18 protein-coding genes are annotated in these 17,771 nt (G+C 29.2%); 7 read left to right on the plus strand and 11 right to left on the minus strand.

What is annotated here, in order from left to right; translation table 11 throughout:
• Positions 1-2 precede the first annotated feature (2 nt).
• Together AVANS14531_RS05815 and AVANS14531_RS05820 are read left to right on the plus strand one after the other, a co-directional pair.
• Entirely contained in the window at positions 3-467 is a 465-nt protein-coding gene (locus AVANS14531_RS05815; RefSeq protein WP_336611662.1) for a molybdopterin synthase catalytic subunit, read from the plus strand.
• Complete coding sequence (locus AVANS14531_RS05820) at positions 464-928, plus strand: hypothetical protein (protein ID WP_239817733.1); 465 nt, start codon at positions 464-466, stop codon at positions 926-928. Before AVANS14531_RS05815 ends, AVANS14531_RS05820 begins: the two co-directional genes overlap by 4 nt.
• On the opposite strand, the gene AVANS14531_RS05825 is transcribed toward AVANS14531_RS05820, so the two are convergent.
• The 11 genes from AVANS14531_RS05825 to AVANS14531_RS05875 all read right to left on the minus strand — a co-directional run bounded on the left by AVANS14531_RS05825 (position 923) and on the right by AVANS14531_RS05875 (position 11,545).
• The gene (locus AVANS14531_RS05825; RefSeq protein WP_239817732.1) at positions 923-1,567 is read right to left on the minus strand and encodes a response regulator transcription factor; all 645 of its coding nucleotides are present in this window, start codon (positions 1,565-1,567) and stop codon (positions 923-925) included. The two genes, AVANS14531_RS05820 and AVANS14531_RS05825, sit on opposite strands and share 6 nt — an antisense overlap.
• Positions 1,567-2,757: a PAS domain-containing sensor histidine kinase gene (locus AVANS14531_RS05830; protein ID WP_336611663.1), complete on the minus strand. Its 1,191-nt coding sequence runs from the start codon at positions 2,755-2,757 to the stop codon at positions 1,567-1,569. The genes AVANS14531_RS05825 and AVANS14531_RS05830 overlap by 1 nt, the downstream gene beginning before the upstream one ends.
• A 1-nt stretch (position 2,758) precedes the next feature.
• Positions 2,759-3,385 (minus strand): sulfite exporter TauE/SafE family protein, encoded by a 627-nt coding sequence (locus AVANS14531_RS05835; RefSeq protein ID WP_336611682.1) that lies wholly within the window; start codon positions 3,383-3,385, stop codon positions 2,759-2,761.
• Positions 3,382-3,933 (minus strand): DUF507 family protein, encoded by a 552-nt coding sequence (locus AVANS14531_RS05840; RefSeq protein WP_336611664.1) that lies wholly within the window; start codon positions 3,931-3,933, stop codon positions 3,382-3,384. The genes AVANS14531_RS05835 and AVANS14531_RS05840 overlap by 4 nt, the downstream gene beginning before the upstream one ends.
• 171 nt (positions 3,934-4,104) lie before the next feature.
• Positions 4,105-5,349, minus strand: coding sequence for a citrate synthase (locus tag AVANS14531_RS05845; protein ID WP_336611665.1), 1,245 nt, complete (start codon positions 5,347-5,349; stop codon positions 4,105-4,107).
• Between the two features lie 58 nt (positions 5,350-5,407).
• Positions 5,408-6,577: a cation:proton antiporter gene (locus AVANS14531_RS05850; protein WP_336611666.1), complete on the minus strand. Its 1,170-nt coding sequence runs from the start codon at positions 6,575-6,577 to the stop codon at positions 5,408-5,410.
• Positions 6,577-7,638, minus strand: a complete 1,062-nt coding sequence (locus tag AVANS14531_RS05855; RefSeq protein WP_239817726.1) for an epoxyqueuosine reductase QueH — start codon at positions 7,636-7,638, stop codon at positions 6,577-6,579. The genes AVANS14531_RS05850 and AVANS14531_RS05855 overlap by 1 nt, the downstream gene beginning before the upstream one ends.
• A complete protein-coding gene (locus AVANS14531_RS05860; protein WP_239817725.1) occupies positions 7,638-8,354 on the minus strand; it encodes a substrate-binding periplasmic protein in 717 nt (238 codons plus the stop codon). Before AVANS14531_RS05860 ends, AVANS14531_RS05855 begins: the two co-directional genes overlap by 1 nt.
• A 9-nt stretch (positions 8,355-8,363) precedes the next feature.
• Entirely contained in the window at positions 8,364-9,446 is a 1,083-nt protein-coding gene (locus AVANS14531_RS05865; RefSeq protein ID WP_239817724.1) for an ABC transporter substrate-binding protein, read from the minus strand.
• Positions 9,443-9,922 carry a phosphatidylglycerophosphatase A family protein gene (locus AVANS14531_RS05870; RefSeq protein ID WP_239817723.1) on the minus strand — a complete coding sequence of 160 codons (480 nt, stop codon included), beginning with the start codon at positions 9,920-9,922 and terminating at the stop codon, positions 9,443-9,445. The genes AVANS14531_RS05865 and AVANS14531_RS05870 overlap by 4 nt, the downstream gene beginning before the upstream one ends.
• 102 nt (positions 9,923-10,024) lie before the next feature.
• The gene (locus AVANS14531_RS05875) at positions 10,025-11,545 is read right to left on the minus strand and encodes a YifB family Mg chelatase-like AAA ATPase (RefSeq protein ID WP_336611667.1); all 1,521 of its coding nucleotides are present in this window, start codon (positions 11,543-11,545) and stop codon (positions 10,025-10,027) included.
• Positions 11,546-11,650: 105 nt separating this feature from the next.
• Between AVANS14531_RS05875 and AVANS14531_RS05880 the strand changes: the two genes are divergently transcribed.
• The 5 genes from AVANS14531_RS05880 to rihC all read left to right on the plus strand — a co-directional run bounded on the left by AVANS14531_RS05880 (position 11,651) and on the right by rihC (position 17,770).
• Positions 11,651-12,454 carry a hypothetical protein gene (locus AVANS14531_RS05880; protein WP_336611668.1) on the plus strand — a complete coding sequence of 268 codons (804 nt, stop codon included), beginning with the start codon at positions 11,651-11,653 and terminating at the stop codon, positions 12,452-12,454.
• Between the two features lie 189 nt (positions 12,455-12,643).
• Complete coding sequence (locus tag AVANS14531_RS05885; protein WP_239817720.1) at positions 12,644-13,240, plus strand: hypothetical protein; 597 nt, start codon at positions 12,644-12,646, stop codon at positions 13,238-13,240.
• An 11-nt stretch (positions 13,241-13,251) separates the two neighbouring features.
• Complete coding sequence (locus AVANS14531_RS05890; RefSeq protein WP_336611669.1) at positions 13,252-15,699, plus strand: molybdopterin-dependent oxidoreductase; 2,448 nt, start codon at positions 13,252-13,254, stop codon at positions 15,697-15,699.
• 233 nt (positions 15,700-15,932) lie between these two features.
• Positions 15,933-16,859 carry a ribokinase gene (rbsK, locus tag AVANS14531_RS05895; protein ID WP_336611670.1) on the plus strand — a complete coding sequence of 309 codons (927 nt, stop codon included), beginning with the start codon at positions 15,933-15,935 and terminating at the stop codon, positions 16,857-16,859.
• Positions 16,856-17,770, plus strand: coding sequence for a ribonucleoside hydrolase RihC (gene rihC, locus AVANS14531_RS05900; RefSeq protein ID WP_336611671.1), 915 nt, complete (start codon positions 16,856-16,858; stop codon positions 17,768-17,770). The genes rbsK and rihC overlap by 4 nt, the downstream gene beginning before the upstream one ends.
• Position 17,771: the final 1 nt, after the last annotated feature.

Consider the following 17,771-nt stretch of genomic DNA (forward strand, 5'->3'; position numbering starts at 1 on the left):
ATATGAATAATTTTCAAATACATACAAAAGCACTCGATGAAAGAGCTTTATATAGTGAATTTTGTGGGATATGTAAAGAATTAAATTACGGAGCTTTCTTAAGCTTTAGTGGGATAATTAGAGCTGAAGGTGATATTAGTGGTCTTAGTTTTGATATATACGAACCTCTACTTAAAAAATGGTTTAATGCTTGGTGTGAAAAAACAAAAGATTTAAATGTAAAATTATTTTTTGCTCACACTAAAGGTGATGTTTTAGTAGGCGAATGCTCTTATTTTGCAGGAATTGCAAGTTCTCATAGAAAAAATGGCTTAAGTATTTTTGCTGAATTTGTTGAAGACTTTAAACAAAATGCACCTATTTGGAAATATGATTTAATTAATAATGAAAGAATTTATGCTAAAGATAGAAGCTTTAAACTACCAAACGCTGGAATCTTAGGAATTTCAAATAGGAATTGCAAGTGAAAAAGAAAGCCTTAGCAATAGAAATAATAGTAGTTTGTGTAGTAGTTTTAGCTTTATTGGTATTAATATTTTTAAAAGTAAATAGCTCAAAAAGCGAAGCAGAAATGTCAAAATCTATAAGAAATCTAGCAACCTTAATCAACGATATAGATACTTACTATTCTACAAACAATGAATTCATTGATATTGCTCTAATGACTAAAGTTGGGCTTGATAAAAACAAATGGTTTTTTATTAAATCGGAACAATGTTTGCAATTTAGCACTTTTAAAGAATATATTGTTATTAAAAAGACAGATAATCCTGGTGAGCTTTGCAAAACTTTATTAAATTACGATTCAGTAAAATCATTACTAATAGGAAAAGCAACACCTAATGAAGAAGCAATAAATACAAACATTCATAATTCAAATATTATTTATATAAAAGCAGGAAATAAATATAATAGTTCTATTTTATAGAACTATTTTATATCCTGTTGAAGTTATATTTTTTATTATATTTACCCCTAATTTATCTCTAAAACGCTTTATGAAAGTTCTTACCGAACCATCTTTTACATCGCTTTTACCCCAGCAAATTTCTTTAATCTCTTCAAGACTAACAACCTTGCCGATAGGCTCACTAAGTGCTTTTAATAAAGCTAATTCTTTTCTTGTAAGCTCTACTTCATAATCTTTTGTTTTAAAGCTAGATTTTACATAATCTATCGTGTATTCGCCTAGACTAGCTGTTTTGTTTAGATTTTTTATTAGGCTTTTTACACTTGCGATTAATTCTTCAGGAATAATAGGTTTAATCAAATATTTATTAACATTAATATCAATTGCTTTAAGTAATTTTTCTTTATCACTATGTGCTGATATTATAATTATAGGAGTATTCGGACTTAAATCTTTAATGCTTTTTGCAAGACTAAGTCCATCTTTTAAAGGCATTAAAACATCGCAAATTACCATATCAGGTCTTAATTTTTTAAATTTATTTAAGCCACTTACACCATCATTTGCATAATAAATCTCTGAAAATATAGAAGAAAGTATATCTTTCATTAAAAGTGCTATATTTTTTTCATCTTCAACTATTAAAACACTTAGCATTAATCTCCTTTAAAAATTATCTCAAAACAAGTTCGCCCATTTTCACTAGAGCAAAAAATCTCAGCGTTAATTTTATTTAAAATTTGCTTACAGATATATAGACCCAAGCCAACTCCTTGTTTTTTATGCTTTGTTGTAAAATATGGGTCAAATATATGCTCAATTATATTACTTTTTATTCCACCTGCGTTATCAATTATCCTTAAAATTTGTTCCTTATCTTTTACAAACACTTCAAATCTAAGTTCTTTATTAATATTAGTTTCAAGCAAGGCATCTTTTGCATTATTAATAATATTTACTAAGACCTGCACTAATTCATTAAAATTGCATTGAATAGGAGTTTTATAAGCATTTTTATCAATATTAAAAAATAATTTTATACTAGCTTTTTTAAGTGCTTGATTGCTTATATATAAACTTTGCTTAATAATTTTAGGAAGATTACAGCTTTGTAATGGTGTATTTGGATTGATAAAATTTCTAAAATCATTAATGGTTTGGCTCATATTTTGAATTAATTTTTGACACAATTTATAATGTTTATCTTTTTTCTCATTATGTAATAAATAAATCGCTAAAGACAATTCATTTAAAGGCTGTCTCCATTGATGAGCTATATTTTCTAGCATTTGACCCAAAATTACTTGGCGATTTTGTTGAAAAATGATTTTTTGCTGAGCGTTATTTTGACTTATAGCATCTTCTATTTTTTTCTCTAAATTTTCATTTAAAATCCTTAGTGAATTAGTCTTTTGGGCTACAACTTGCTCTAAATTCTCGTTTAATATCATAAGCTCTTGCTTAGTCTTTGTAAGCTCTTCGTTTAATGTAAAAAGCTTTGTTACATCGCTTCTAATTGCGATAAATTCAAAAATACTCCCATCTTCATCAAAAATCGGAATAATAGTAGTTTGAGCATAAAATGCTTCTCCGTTTTTTTTCTTATTTTTTACAATGCCTTTATGAACCTTGCCTTGCAAAATAGTATTCCATAATTTCTCAAAAGCACTTTTTGGCGTATCTGGATGACGAATTATATTATGATTTTGCCCTATTAATTCTTCTTTACTAAAGCCGCATAGATTGCAAAATTCTTCATTTACAAAAGTAATAATACCATTTATATCTGTCTTTGAAACTATATTTGTATTTTCTATGGCGTTTTTATACTCATTTAATCTATACATATTACCTACTTAATTTAAGTGCTAAATAGCATAAATAAAATCCATAAACTATAATTAAAGCAAATAAAAAATATTGAATATTTTTAATTTTTCTAATCTCTTTTACAAATACTCCGCCTAAAAGCATAGCAGGTAAAGTGCTAAGCCCAAAAACAAACATATTAAGCCAAGCTTCATTAAAGCTTTTTGCTATCATTGATTTTGCTACAAAAAAATAAACCAAACCGCAAGGAAAAAGCCCATTTAAAAAGCCAAATATAAAACCTTTATATTTAGAAGTTTTTTTATTTGATAATAAAAGAATTATTTTTTTATAAATAAATTGATTTTCTATTAGAGCTAATAAATTGCCTTTAACTATCAAAGCAAAACCCAAAAACACGCAAAATGCACCCAAAAAGAAATATAAAAATATCTGTAAATTAAGTGAGTTTATAAAATATCCTAAAAAATAAGCAATAATTCCTATTAAAACATAGGCAATTATTCTAAAAAAATGATAGGCAAATATATCAAAATAAGTGCTTTTATTGTGGTTAAATAATATCAAAATCCCACCGCACATAAAAAAGCAGTGGGTAAGACTAAGACCTAGACCTAGTGCAAAGGTGCTAAGGAGATTATTTATAGCATTTTCCTTTTCTTAAGCTCTTCTTCATAAAGCTTTTCGTAAATTAAATCATATTCTTCACTACCAGGAATAATCTTTCTTTTGTAGTTACTAATCTTATCATAAACTAAATCTTCAATATCTTCATAAGTTTTTAAATACTCAATCATACTTGAATAAATTACATTTTTTACTCTATTTTCTGATACATTGAAATTAATTAAATCTTCATCTACTAAAGCATCTAAAATAGCGTGAGATAAAGCATTGTATCTATCTTCATAATTCATTTGGATTTTATACTCATCTGCTAATTTTTTCTTAAGTAGCCAAAACATATTTTTTCTATCAACTTGCATTAAATCCATTTGATTTTCTTGCTCTGCTAAAATTTCATTCACTTTTTCATCTAAAGATTTTTCTTTTAACACTAAAGCAGTGATTATTTTAGCAATAACTTCTTTAGTAGGTTCAAGTCCATTTACTAATTTTATGAAATTTGAATTTAATAAATCTAGTGAAATTTTATTTGAAACATAAGGAATATGTGGTTGTCTAATACGCATTTTTTATCCTTTTTTATTTTTCTTGATTATAAATAATTTAAGTAAAAATGAATCTAACAATAATAATTTAATTTTATGTTTTTTGTTTTTATAAAAACCTTGCAAAATAAAGCTTTTAAAGCTTGATTTGTAAATGGAATTTGAATTCGGAATTTCCGAATTCAAATTCTTTTAATCTCCGATGTAGATTTGTCTTGGGCGAACTATTTTTAAAGGACTTTCTTTTTGTTCAACTAATTGCGAAATCCAACCAGGAATTCTACCAACCACAAACATAACAGCAAACATTTCATTAGGAATTCCTAAAGCTTTTAATATTAAGCCGCTATGAAAATCCACATTTGGATATAATCCACGGCTTACAAAATACTCATCATTTAAAGCTATTTCTTCAATTCTTGTTGCAACTTTTACAAAGTTTGCATCAATTCCTATCTCGCTAATTAATTGATCTCTTAGTTTTTTAAGAACTTTTGCTCTTGGGTCAAAATTCTTATAAACTCTATGACCAAAGCCCATTAATCTAAATGGATCATTCTTATCTTTTGCTCTTTTAATAAACTCATCAACCCTATCAGGTGTACCGATAGTCTCAAGCATTCTAATAACGCCTTCATTAGCACCCCCATGAGCGTGTCCCCATAACGCACCGATAGCTGAACTTATACAGCTGTATGGATGTGCGTGAGTGCTACCAACTGAGCGAACTACACTTGTACTTGCATTTTGCTCGTGATCAGCATGAAGCATTAAAACGGTATCTAAAGCCTTAACTTCAATAGGTCTTAGATTTACATGCTCGTATGGATAAGTTCTTAACATATATAAAAAGTTTTCTGTAAATCCACGATCAAGATTTGGATATGCCATAGGAAAGCCGTTTTTATAACGATACGCACTTGCTGCTATTGTTGGTATTTTTGCCACAATTCTAGCTGCCATTTCCATAAAATCTTCGTGCTTATCCATATTTAAATGATCAGGATAAAAGGTTGAAAGTGCGGCAACTGCTGCTTGCATAACTGCCATTGGATGAGCGTTATCAGGGAAAGCATCAAATAATTTATGCATACCTTCGTGAATAAAACTTCTTTTTTTTAGCTCATATCTAAACGCTTCTAATCTCTCAGGGCTTGGTAATTCTTTGTGTAATAACAAATGCACTACATCTAAAAATGTTTTATTTTCTGCAAGCCATTCAATAGAATAACCACGATGTCTTAATTCCCCTGCTTCTCCATCAATATAAGTAATGCTTGATTTACAAGTTGCTGTGCTTGTTAGCCCTTCATCGTAAGAAAATGCCCCTGTTTTTGAATATAAAGATGAAAAATCAATAGATTTTGCACCCCTAGTTCCGCTAAGAACATCAAATTCAAATTCCTTACCATCATAAATTAATTTTGCTTTTTCCATTTTGTCTCCTTTTTAATTTTTACTATTTTAAAAAGAATTTGTGAAATTTAGTAAAAAGCTATCTTGATTTTTGTTTTCTTGTTTCAATAAGTAACGAAATCTTAGGAATAACCCACATAAATAAAACTGCTTCAATAAGTGAAGATAAAACTAAAGCCAAATAAAAAGAATCATCAATTAAGTTTAATTTCTTACCTAAAGTAGCAATAGCAATAAGCAATGTAAGTGGCATACAAGTTGTAAATGCTACTAAAATACAAGATATTTTAAAATCTTTATAAAATACAAAAGAGCTAATAAGCCTACAAACAAGCATAGTAAAGCAAATCGCAAATGCCATAAAAATAAGCTCATAATTTACAAGACTAAAATCAAGGCTAAGCCCAACATAAACGAAAAATATAGGTATTAAAAAAGGATGTCCTAAAGAGCTTAATTTATGTTCCAAATCCTTTTTATGACCAAAAAAGCTTGATATAAACATACCAGCTAAGAATGCTCCTAAAGCTATTTCAAAATCAAAATAAAGCATTAAAGCAACTGCTAACATCCATAAAGCAAGGCTAAGCCTTACATTTCTTTCTGCTTTATCATAATCAGGCATTAAAATCTCTTTAAGCCAAGGCAACCACCAAAAAATAGCATTAAAAATATAATAAATTACAACAAATATTCCTAAAAAGAACACGATTGATAATACAGAAGTAATAACGCTAATTAAATCGCTAGAGTGCGAAAAACTATTTAAAAGTGTTATTAAAATAATGCTTATAACTTCTCCAAGTGCTGCTAAAACCATAGCAAAACTAAGCCATTTTGGAGTAACTTCATAATCTTTATACAAAATACTAATAAGACCAATACTCATTACAGGAATTATTATAGCAACCACTAAACTAAGCTTTAAAACTAAGGCAACACTAATAGCTAAGGAGTATAAAATAAAGTAAAATAAAAATATTTTCTTAAGTTCATCTGCTTTTAACTTTATAAATTCTTTAAGACTAACTTCAAGCCCAGCAATAAACATCAAATAACAAAATCCTATGCTAGATGCTAAGCTAAAAGCAGGAGTTTTAGTAATTATTCCTAAAGCACCCGCAATACTTCCTAAAATAATTTCTACTGCTAATATAGGCAAACTTGTAATTTTTGCTATATAAGGAGATGAAAACACAACAAAAGAAATAAATAATAAAATATTTAAATCACTTGAGCTTAATTGCATTATTTTCCTTGTATCAATCTAACATCTTCAAAGATTATACTTTTTGCGATGATTTCAATTTTTTTTGGTATTTCATCTAAAATTATAATAGGACTTAGGTTATAGTGGTTAAATAGTTTTGCTCTAAAACTTATCTGTTTTTTAATACTTGGTGGATTTTTCAAAAACTCATTAAAATCTTTGTATTTAAAAAACTCATTAGCCTTTTTAAAACTAATTAAACATAATTCATCTTTATTGCAAATTATAAAATCTTTTGAATTATCAAGATTTAGATTAATTTTCCTTGATTTAAAATGAGAATAAAACAACACAAAAGCTCTTAAGTATTTTTCATTATCGCTAATTCTTGCATAAAGCAAACGATAATTTAAGAATTTTTCTCTAATAATGCTTATGTTTTTATTACTCTTTTCATCTTTTTCAATCTTTTTAAAAAGTTGCAATTTCTCTTCTATTGAAGCAGGTAAAATAAGGTTTTTGTATATGCTTGAGCTTAGTTCTTTTATTAAATGCTCTTCGCTTTTTTGCTGAACTAGCCCATAAATACAACCACAATAATTTTGATGATACAATAAATCATCTTTTGCTAATTTTAACTGCCTTTGTGTTCCGCCATTTTTTCTAAAATCTACACAAAAAAACTCTAAATTAGTCCCTTTTAAAGCTTCTTGCATTGATACTTTTAATTGCTCTAAATCTTTTTTAGGAGAGCATAAAAGTGTAGTTGTGAATGATTTTTGTCCTAATTTTAAAGCCATTTCAACCGAGCTTTGCATTCTAAAATCAAAACATTTAGAACATCTCTTGCCACGCTCAGGCTCGTTTTCATAGCCTTTTACGAAATTAAACCATTCAGCGAAATTATATTCACCCTTAATAAGCTTTATATTTAATTTCTTGCAAGATCTTGCTACATCAAAATATCTTAATTCATATTCGCTTAAAGGATGAATATTTGGATCATAAAAATACCCGATGAGTTCTTCATCAGGCATTAATTTTCTTAATTCTTGTAAAAAAAAGTGCGAATCAACGCTACAACAAATATGAACTAGCATTAATTTATTTTATACTTTTTGCTAATTTCATTTATTGTGCCATCATCAAGCATTTCTTGTAAGGTTTTATTTATCATTTCAAGTAATTTAGTATTTCCTTTATTTATCGCAAATCCTTGAGAATCGCTGTCTTTATAATCGCAAAAAATATCTAAATCTTCATTTTTTTCTAAAAAATTAAGAGCTGCAACCTTATCAAGCACAATAACATCAACCTTTTTATTTCTTAAAGCTAGTATGCTAATGCTTGAATTGTTATAGCCCATTACTTGTTTGCTAAGCTTTTTTGCAATATCGTATTGAATAGAGCCAAGCTCTGCACCAAAAATAGTATTTGAAAAATCTATATTTTCGCAATTTTCAAGATTTTGAGTTTTACCTAATTCTAGTCTTTGTAAAAAATAATTTGAACTATCTTTAAAATTAATCGTAAAATCAACCGCTCTTTCTCTTAAAGGTGTTCTTTTCATTAAAGCACCTATTAAATCAGCTTTGTTGCTTTTAAGTGATGGGATAAGCCCATCAAAATCCATATATTTAAACTCTAATTCTAAATTATTTCTTTTTGCAATCTCTTTTACAATATCAACATCAAAACCTTTTAACTCATTATCTTCCAAATATTCATAAGGAGGATAATTTGGTGCTGTTGCAACTCTTAGCACCTCCGCATTTAAAGAGCTAAGTAGTGCTAAAGAAAATAATAATTTTTTCATCAAAATCCCTTACTTAATAGTGTCTTTATAAACAGCTTGTTCATTCACTACTTCTTTAATAATTAAAGACCTTTTAGTCTCGCCAGTATTATCTATGCTAATTACTCCGCTTACACCTTCATAATCTTTTGTCTTTTTGATTTCTTGATTTATACATTCACTTGTAACTTCTTGGCAACGATTAGCAGCTTCTACTAATACAAAATAAGCATCAGCTCCCATAGCAGCAAAGTTTGAAACAACTGCACCATTATAAGCTTTTGAATATTCTTCTAAGTATTTTTTACTAAGTTCTGTTGGTGGAACATTTGCATCAAAACTATCTGTATATAAGTGATTGTTTGTATATTCTCTTGCAAGTTTAACAAATTGCTCATCAGCAACGCCATCAGCACTTGCTATTATACTTTTTACTCCTGCAATTTTTGCTTGTCTTACAAAAAGCGCTGCTTCTTGATAATAAAGTGGTAAATACACTACATCAGGATTTAAGCTAGCAATTTGTGCAACTATTGCATTAAAATCTTTATCCCCACTTGTGATGATTAATTCTTTTATTATTTCTCCACCACCTTTTGTGAATTCTTTTTTATAAGCTTTTGATAAACCTAGTGAATAATCAGTAGCTTGATCTTTTACTATTATTGTAGTTTTTTTGCCTTGTGCTAATAAATATTTAGCCATAGCTTCACCTTGAAAACTATCATTAAAGCAAACTCTAGCTGCGTAATTTTTACCTTTTAATAATTTATCATTTGTTGCAGCTGGTGCAATTACAGGAACTTTTTTAGCTTCTGCTGTATTCATAACTACTATTGTATTAGCTGTAATCATTTCGCCTATTATTGCATTTACTTTAGGCAAAATTCTCTCAGTTGCTGTGATTGATTCTATTTTATCGCCTTTAGTATCCACAATATTTAAATTAATCTTTTCACCATTTTTTAAAGTTGGTTGCATTGCATTTGCTACTTTAATTCCACTAAGTGCTGCGTTTCCATAAGCTGCTACACTTCCACTAAGTGGTAAAACCACACCAATATCTAAAGCAAAAGCCGCACTTGAAGCTAACAAAATTAAACTTTTTTTCATAATAAATCCTTTAAATAATTTAAATAAATACCTTGAATAATAAGGCATAAAAGACCTGCAAAAAATCCTGCAAGCAAATCATCAAGCATAACACCTAGCCCGCCTTTTATTCTTTTATCAACCCTACCTATAACACTAGGCTTAGTAATATCAAAAATCCTAAACAAAACAAAAGCTAAAGCAAAATGCCACCAAGAGCCGTTAAAACTCATACCAATAGCCAAGAAAACCCCACAAACTTCATCAATTACTATTTCTTTAGCATCGTGTTCGTGAGTTTTTTCGTAATCGTCAATGATTGTAATACTTGCTATAAAAATTGCAATACTTAAAAGTATTAAAGTGCTTTTTGCTGTGTAAATTAGTAACAAATAAGCAAAAGGTAGTGCAGCAATTGTTCCCATTGTGCCACTTGCAACAGGGCTAAGACCTGAATAAAAAAATGTTAAATATAATTTGGCTAATTTATCTTTCATCATAATCCTTTTAAGTCGTAAAAAATAGCTAAAAATAGTAACAAATTAAAAAGAATTTGAAATAGGAATTTGATTTTATTTCCTAATTCAAATTCCTTGATTTTATTTCATTGTTTTGTATCTAAAAGATAAGGCAATTTTTATATCTTTTTCATTTATTAATAATCTTTCTTCAAAATCAGCTAAAGACCTAGCAACCTTTAAAACCTTATTAGCTGCTCTTGCACTAAGATTATAATTTTTTACAGCTTTTTCAAAAATTACTTTTGCACTATCGTCTAATACGCAATATTTTTTAATCTCTAAATCGCTTAATTTCCCATTAAATTCATCTTGCTTTCTTACTTCTTTTTGAAATATAAAAGCCTTTAAAATCTCATCTGCTAATTCCTTACTGCTTACATTTGAACTTGCATCATAAGAAACCTCATCAACTGCAACATATAAATCAATCCTATCATAAATAGGCTCTGAGATTTTGCTTTTGTATTTAACAATATCACGCTCAAGGCATTTGCAAGTTTGCTCTTTTTTAAATAATTTGCCACACGGACATGGATTTAGCGCTGAAATAAATAAAAACTTAGTCTTATAAGATATTTTTGAATTAACCCTAGAAATATTGATTATATTATCTTCTAAAGGCTCTCTTAGGCTTTCTATAATTTGCTTATTAAAATAACTAAACTCATCAAAAAACAAAACTCCATTATTAGCAAGTGCGATTTCGCCAATTCTTGCATTCTTTGTCCCACCTCCTAAAATTGAGCTAATGGTTGAACTTCTATGCGGACTTCTAAAGCTTCTAATTGATGAAAAATCAAGCTTTTCATTATTTAAACTCTTATACGCATTACTTTCTAAGATTTCATCAATACTAAGCGGAGGCATTATATAAACAAGTCTTTTAGCACACATACTCTTACCACTTCCAGGAGAGCCTTCTAGCATTATATTATGCATTCCAAGTGCTGCGATTTTACAAGCTAATTTTGCTTGATTTTGCCCTCTTATGTCTATAAAATCTAGTGGAAATTCTGTATTTTTAATATAAGTTTTATTATTTATTTTGATTAAGGATTTAAAAATATTTTCATTATAATTTATTTTAAACTCATCTTTATTCTCGCTTAGAAAAAAGCTAAATGCTTCGTTTAAATTATCAACTGCGTAACAATTTAGATTATAAATAAGACTTGCTTCATTTGCTAAATCTTTTGGAATTAATACCTTAGTATTTGGTTTAACACTTGCTAAAAATAATAATATAGAAAATAAATTTGAAGTGCTTTTTAATTTACCATCAAGTCCAAGCTCTCCAAATACATAATAATCATTATCTAAGTCTTTTTCATAAAAATAAACCAGCAAAGCGATTGCTAAATCAAAATGACTTCCTTGTTTTGGAATATCTGAAGGGCTTAGGTTTATTACTATTTTTTTACAAGGCAAAGAAAAATCATCAAGATTTGCGAAGGCTGATTTTATCCTATCAACGCTTTCTTTAATACTTGCACTCGGTAAGCCTACTATATTAAAAGATGGTAAGCCTTTTTGAATCATTATTTCTATATTTATTTCACAAAGTTCGTTTGAATAAATTGCTGATTTTATATTTTTCATTTTAAAACCTTAAATAATTTCAAACAATTTAAAAAAATAAAGTAAATATTTAAAAGAAATATTAAATTTATTAAAAACTTGCCGATATAAAAAAAAGGGGTTTAAATGCAAATTAGTTCAATTAATCAAAATGTAAAAACATTAATAAAACAAATACAAGTATTTGATACGCTTGATAAAAAAGAATTAAAAAAAGACTTAGATAAAGGCTTAGAAGTTAGCCAAATAGCAGAAAAACACAATGTATTAATAAATGATACCGAAGAAGAAAAATTAAACAATATTCTAAAAGATATTCCTAAAGATGAAAATTTCAATGTATATGAACCAAATGCCTTGCAAAAAGCTATGCAAGGTCTAAAGCAAGAAGGTTTTTTATATGCTAGTTTGCAAAAAGAATTGATGAATTCGCAAGTTTTATATGGCTTAAAAGATGATGATTTCATTGCTTTTAGAAAGTTAAAAGCCTTGCAAAATGATACTACAAGCAATAATATTTATAATCAAATTTTTAGACAAAACAATACAGATTTAAAACAGCTTTTAAAAGAAAATGAATTCATTTATTTAAAAGTTGGTAATGAATTAGATTTCGTTGGACTTGCTTGTGGTAAAGACGCTTATTGTGATAAATTAGCTGATTTGTTAGCAAGAGAAGATTTAAGCCTTGATGATTTTAAAAATGAATTTATAAAACTAGCAAACGAAATGCAAAATCATTTTGATGAAGAAGTAATGAAAGCTTCAAAAGATAAAGATGATGATTTTAAACCCATAGAAAGTAAGAGCGAAAATATAAAAGAAAGCTTGAATAAAATTGATATAAATAAAATCAAAAATGATAGAGATTTATTAGCTATATTTTTAGCATATAAAAACGAAGAAAACATTTATGATAGAAGAGTTTAAATTCCTATTTCAAATTCTTTGAAAAAATCGTGGAATTTAAAATAGGAATTTGAAATATTATTTTAAGTTCTAAAACACTCCTAAAAGCATTTAAAACTAAAGAAAATATATTATTCTCTTTTAAGAATATTACAAGTTTATAAGCCTATAATTTTAATTAATAATTTTAAAATTAATTTAAGGAGATGTATGAAAAAGATATTTTTAAGCTGTATTATCTCATCGTTTGCTCTTGCAAATACGATGTATTTAAACAAAGATGTTGAAGTTAAACTTGACAATAAATTTATAGGAACTGCTAGTTTATTAAGCCCTGTAAATGTTAAAAGTATAAATAATGGTAAAGCTAATGTTGAGCTTATTGGTTATGTTAATGATAACTATCAAGAAGAAATTGTAAAAAGCTTTATGCAAGTTGAAAATTATATGAGTTTTCATGATAATGATAACAACCCTACATTTAAAGGTGATGCAAATCCATATATAAAAATGCTTGAACTAGTTCAAGATGAATATGGCGAAGATTGGCATAAAGTAAGCATTAATTTTACACTTAATGAAAGCGATTTAGTGGCTAATAAAGATGAGATTTTTAAGAGTGCGAAAAGTCTTTATGAGCAAACTTGCTCACCTTGTCATTTATTGCACGATACGAAAGAATATTCAGTAAATCAATGGCCATCAAATCTTGAAAGTATGATAAGTTCAGGTTATGTAGAGCTTGATAAGGCTAGCAAAAGTTTAATTATTAAATATTTACAAAATCACGCAAAAGATATTAAATAAAGGAGAAAATTATGAAAAGAAGAAGTTTTTTAAAGCTAAGCGCACTAACTACTGCAAGTCTTCACGCTAGTAAAATAGAAGGCGTAAAAGATACTATTTTTGATGATAAAAAAGTATTAGTTTCTGATAGATTTGGACCATTTTATGCAAACATTAATAGTTCTCAAATAGTAAGCGTAACTCCATTTGAAGGAGATAAATTCCCAAACACTATGAATAACTGCGTTCCTGATAGAACACAAAACGAAAGCCGTGTTTTATATCCTTGCGTTAGAAAAAGCTATCTTGAAGGTAAAAAGAAAAACGACTTAAGAGGCGAAGAAGAATTCGTAAGAGTTAGCTGGGAAAAAGCACTTGATTTAGCTGCAAAAGCACTTAAGGATAATTTTGATAAATACGGCCCTGAAGCAATTTATGGTGAATGCTACTGGTGGGGTGGCTGGGGTAAAATTAGTTGGGGAAGAACCACAGCTCATAGAATGTTAAAAATCTTAGGCGGTTATGTAGAAGAAAGTGGGGATTATTCAACTGGTGCTGGTATGGTAATCTTACCTCATATTTTTGGCTCAAACACAGTTTATGAAGCACCAACTACTTGGAAAAGTATTTTAGAAAACGCAAAAAGCGTTGTATTTTGGGGAACTGACCCACTAGTAACTAATCAAATCGCAGTTGGAACACCAACTCATACAAACTATGAATATTTCACAAAACTAAAAGAACTAAGCAAAGCTGGCAAAATCAAAACTTATAGCGTAGATGTATATGCAAATAACACAAATCGCTATGTTGAAAGCAAATTAATCTCAGTTCGCCCTAATACAGATACAGCAATGATGATAGGAATGTGCTGCTATTTATATGAGAGCGGAAAATATGCAAAAGATTTTATTAAAAAATACACAGTTGGCTTTAATAAATTTAAAGAATACTTCATGGGCGAAAACGATGGAGTTAAAAAAGATTTAGCATGGGCAAGTGCGATTTGTGGAGTAGATGTAAAAACTCTAAAAGATTTAGCAGATGATTTATGCGACAATAAATCAATAATAATTGCAGGCCGTGCAATACAAAGACAAGACCATGGAGAGCAAGCTCACTGGATGATTACAATACTAGCTACTATGCTAGGTCATATAGGAAGCACTGGTTGTGGATTTGAGTTTAGCTTAGGATATTATTCACAAGGCGCTGATAAATTTATAGCACCTACTCTTAAAGGTTTAGCTTCAGTTCCTAGCGAAAACTTAGGAGATGAAAATAGCCCTTGGAAGAAATTTGAAAATATAACAATTCCTAGCTCAAGAAGTATTGATGCAATGCTAAATCCTGGCAAAGTAATTGATCAAAATGGTAAAAAAATAAAACTTCCTCACATAAGAGTAGCATTTAATGCAAGTGGCTCATTCTTTACTCGCCATCAAGATGTAAATCGTGCGGTAGAAGGATTTAAAAAAGTTGATACTATCATAACAGCTGAGCCATTTTGGACTGCACAAGCAAAATTAAGCGATATTGTTTTACCTGTTGCAATTGAGCCTGAACGCTACGATATAGAAGCTAGCACAAATAGTGAATACATATTCTTAAATAAGCCAGTAATTGAGCCTATGGGAGAGAGCAAGAGCGACTTTTGGATTTGTAAAGAGATTTGCAAAAGATGGGGCGTTGAAGAAATCTTTACCGAAGGTAAGGCTAATGAACTTGAATGGATGAAAGATATTTATAATGACGCTTTAAGACAAGGAAAATCATTAGGATACAATATGCCAAGCTTTGATGAAGCACTTGAAGCTGGTTTTGTTAGATTTGATAAAGTGAATAAAGATACTGAGTATTACACAAGACTTAGTGATTTTGTAAAAAATCCACATAAATATAGATTAGGAACTCCTAGTGGAAAGATTGAAATATACTCTCCAACAATTGCAAAAATGGGTTATGATGATTGTTTAGGACACCCTGCTTGGTTTGAACCATTTGAGTGGGTAGGCAATAAAGAACAAACCAAAAAACACCCATTAGCAGTAATTAGTCCGCATTCAAGATTTAGATTACACTCTCAGCTAAATAACTCTTTAATTAGAAATTATGCTGAAGTAAATGGTAGAGAACCTATGTTAATTCATCCAGATACTGCAAAAGCAAGGGGAATTAAAACAGGAGATATTGTAAGAGTTTATAACAATAGAGGTGAGATTTTAGCTGGTGCTTTAGTAAGTGATATCGTAAGAGCTGATACTATTATAATTTGCGAAGGTGCTTGGTATGACCCTGAAGTTTATGGCAAAAAATCACTTTGCCAACATGGTTGCGTAAATGTTCTAACTCGTGATAAAGGAACATCAAAACTAGCTCAATCAAATACAGCTCATACAACATTAGTAGAAGTTGAGAAATTTAAAGGCGTAATTAAACCTTTAAGAGCGTTTTCTAAACCTAAGATTATTCAATCTTAATTTTAAGTAGGAATTTGATTTTTCAAATTCCTATTTTGTATTTTAATTCTCTATTATTTTTACTAAAAATAAAAAGAATTTGAAATAGGAATTTAGATTTTAAAAACTCTTAAATGAAAGCAAAATCCGAATTCAAATTCCACAAAAAATATGCTAGTTTTTTGCTGATTTTATAAGCTTAATTTAATCTTCTTTAGCTTAAATAATTCCTTTAAATTTTTTAAGGATAAATCGTGTCAAAAAAGATAATAATTTTTGGAAGCTTGAATATGGATTTTTCCATTGAATGCGACGAAGTTCCCAAACAAGGGCAAACAATAGAAGGTAAAAACCTACTAATAAGCGATGGCGGTAAGGGAGCAAATCAAGCCTTAGCCTGTCAAAAATTAGGAGCAGATGTATTAATGATAGGCTCAGTTGGAAATGACGCCTTTGCACCTGCACTAATAAACAATCTAAAATCTCATGGAATTAACACCGAAAATATAAAAATCTCTTCAAATTGCAGTAGCGGAACAGCTTTTATAATTCGCTCAAACAATGATAATCGCATAATCATCAATAAAGGTGCAAATCACAGCATAGATGAAAATGAAATAAAAGAGATTTTAAACACTCTTTATAAAAAGGGTGAAATCAAAAAAGATGATATTTTTATCGCTCAATTTGAATGCGACATTAAAGCAACTTTTGAAGCCTTAAAACTAGCAAAAGAATTAGGATTATTTACGATATTTAACCCTGCACCTGCAAAAGAAATTGATAAAGATATTTATAAATACATTGATTTATTTATTGTAAATCAAAGCGAAGCAGAGTTTTATACTAATATAAATACTGATACAAAAGCTTGTTTAAAAGCTTTATTAGATTTAGGAGCAAGAGAAATAATACTTACGCTTTCAAGCGATGGAAGTGCATATAAAAATAAAGAAGTTGAAAAATTTTTCAAAGCATATAAAGTAAATCCTATTGATACAACAGCAGCAGGAGATACATTTATAGGTGCTCTTGCAGCAAGTCTTGCAAATGCAAAAACAATTGATGAGGCAATAGATTTTGGCTCAAAAGCAGCAGCTCTAAGCACATTAAAACTAGGAGCACAAAGCTCAATTCCAAGCATTGATGAAGTAAATAATTTTTCTAAGGATACAAAATGAAAAGACCAATTATAATAGATACAGATCCAGGTATTGATGATGCTTTAGCTATTGCAATTGCACTATTTTCTAATGAATTAGATGTAAGGCTAATTAGCACGGTTGCAGGAAACGTAAGCATTGATAAGGTTACAAACAATGCTTTAAAATTACTAGCTTTATTTAAAAAAGATATACCTGTTGCAATGGGTGCAAAAGAGCCTTTAATAGAGCCTTTAATAGACGCATCAAATGTACATGGCTCAAGTGGAATGGACGGCTTTGATTTTCCTAAGCCAAAAATTGAATTATTATGCAAAAATCACGCAGTATTAGAGCTAAGAGATACTATTTTAAATAGTAAAGAAAAAATAACTCTAGTTCCTATTGCTCCACTTACAAATATAGCATTATTATTTTCTATGTATCCTGAAGTAAAAGATAATATCGCTGAAATCGTTTTAATGGGTGGCTCACTAGCTCGTGGAAATAAAGGAGTTTTAAGCGAGTTTAATTTCGCAACCGATCCAGAAGCTGCTAAGATGGTGTTTAATTCAGGGCTACCTATTGTGATGGCTACACTTGATGTAGGACTTAAAGCTCTTGTGTATCCTGAAGATATGGCAAAGATTGATGAGTTTGGCGAAGTTGGAAAAATGGCTAATGCACTATTTAAAAAATATCGTGGTGGTAGCTTTAATACAGGGCTTAAAATGTATGATAGTTGTGCTATCGCTTATCTTTTAAAGCCTGAGCTTTTTAGCGTTAGTGAATGCTTTGTAGATATAGAATTAAATGGATACGCTAGAGGTGCTAGTGTTGTGGATTTAAAAGGATATTTAAAGCGTGAAGCAAATGCAAAAGTTTGCACTGATATTGATGCAAATGCCTTTAGAGAGTGGTTTTTAAACTCGCTTAGTAAGTGTATTTAAG

Source organism: Campylobacter sp. Cr9 (genome assembly GCF_020138295.1).
In the GTDB taxonomy this organism is placed as follows: domain Bacteria; phylum Campylobacterota; class Campylobacteria; order Campylobacterales; family Campylobacteraceae; genus Campylobacter_E.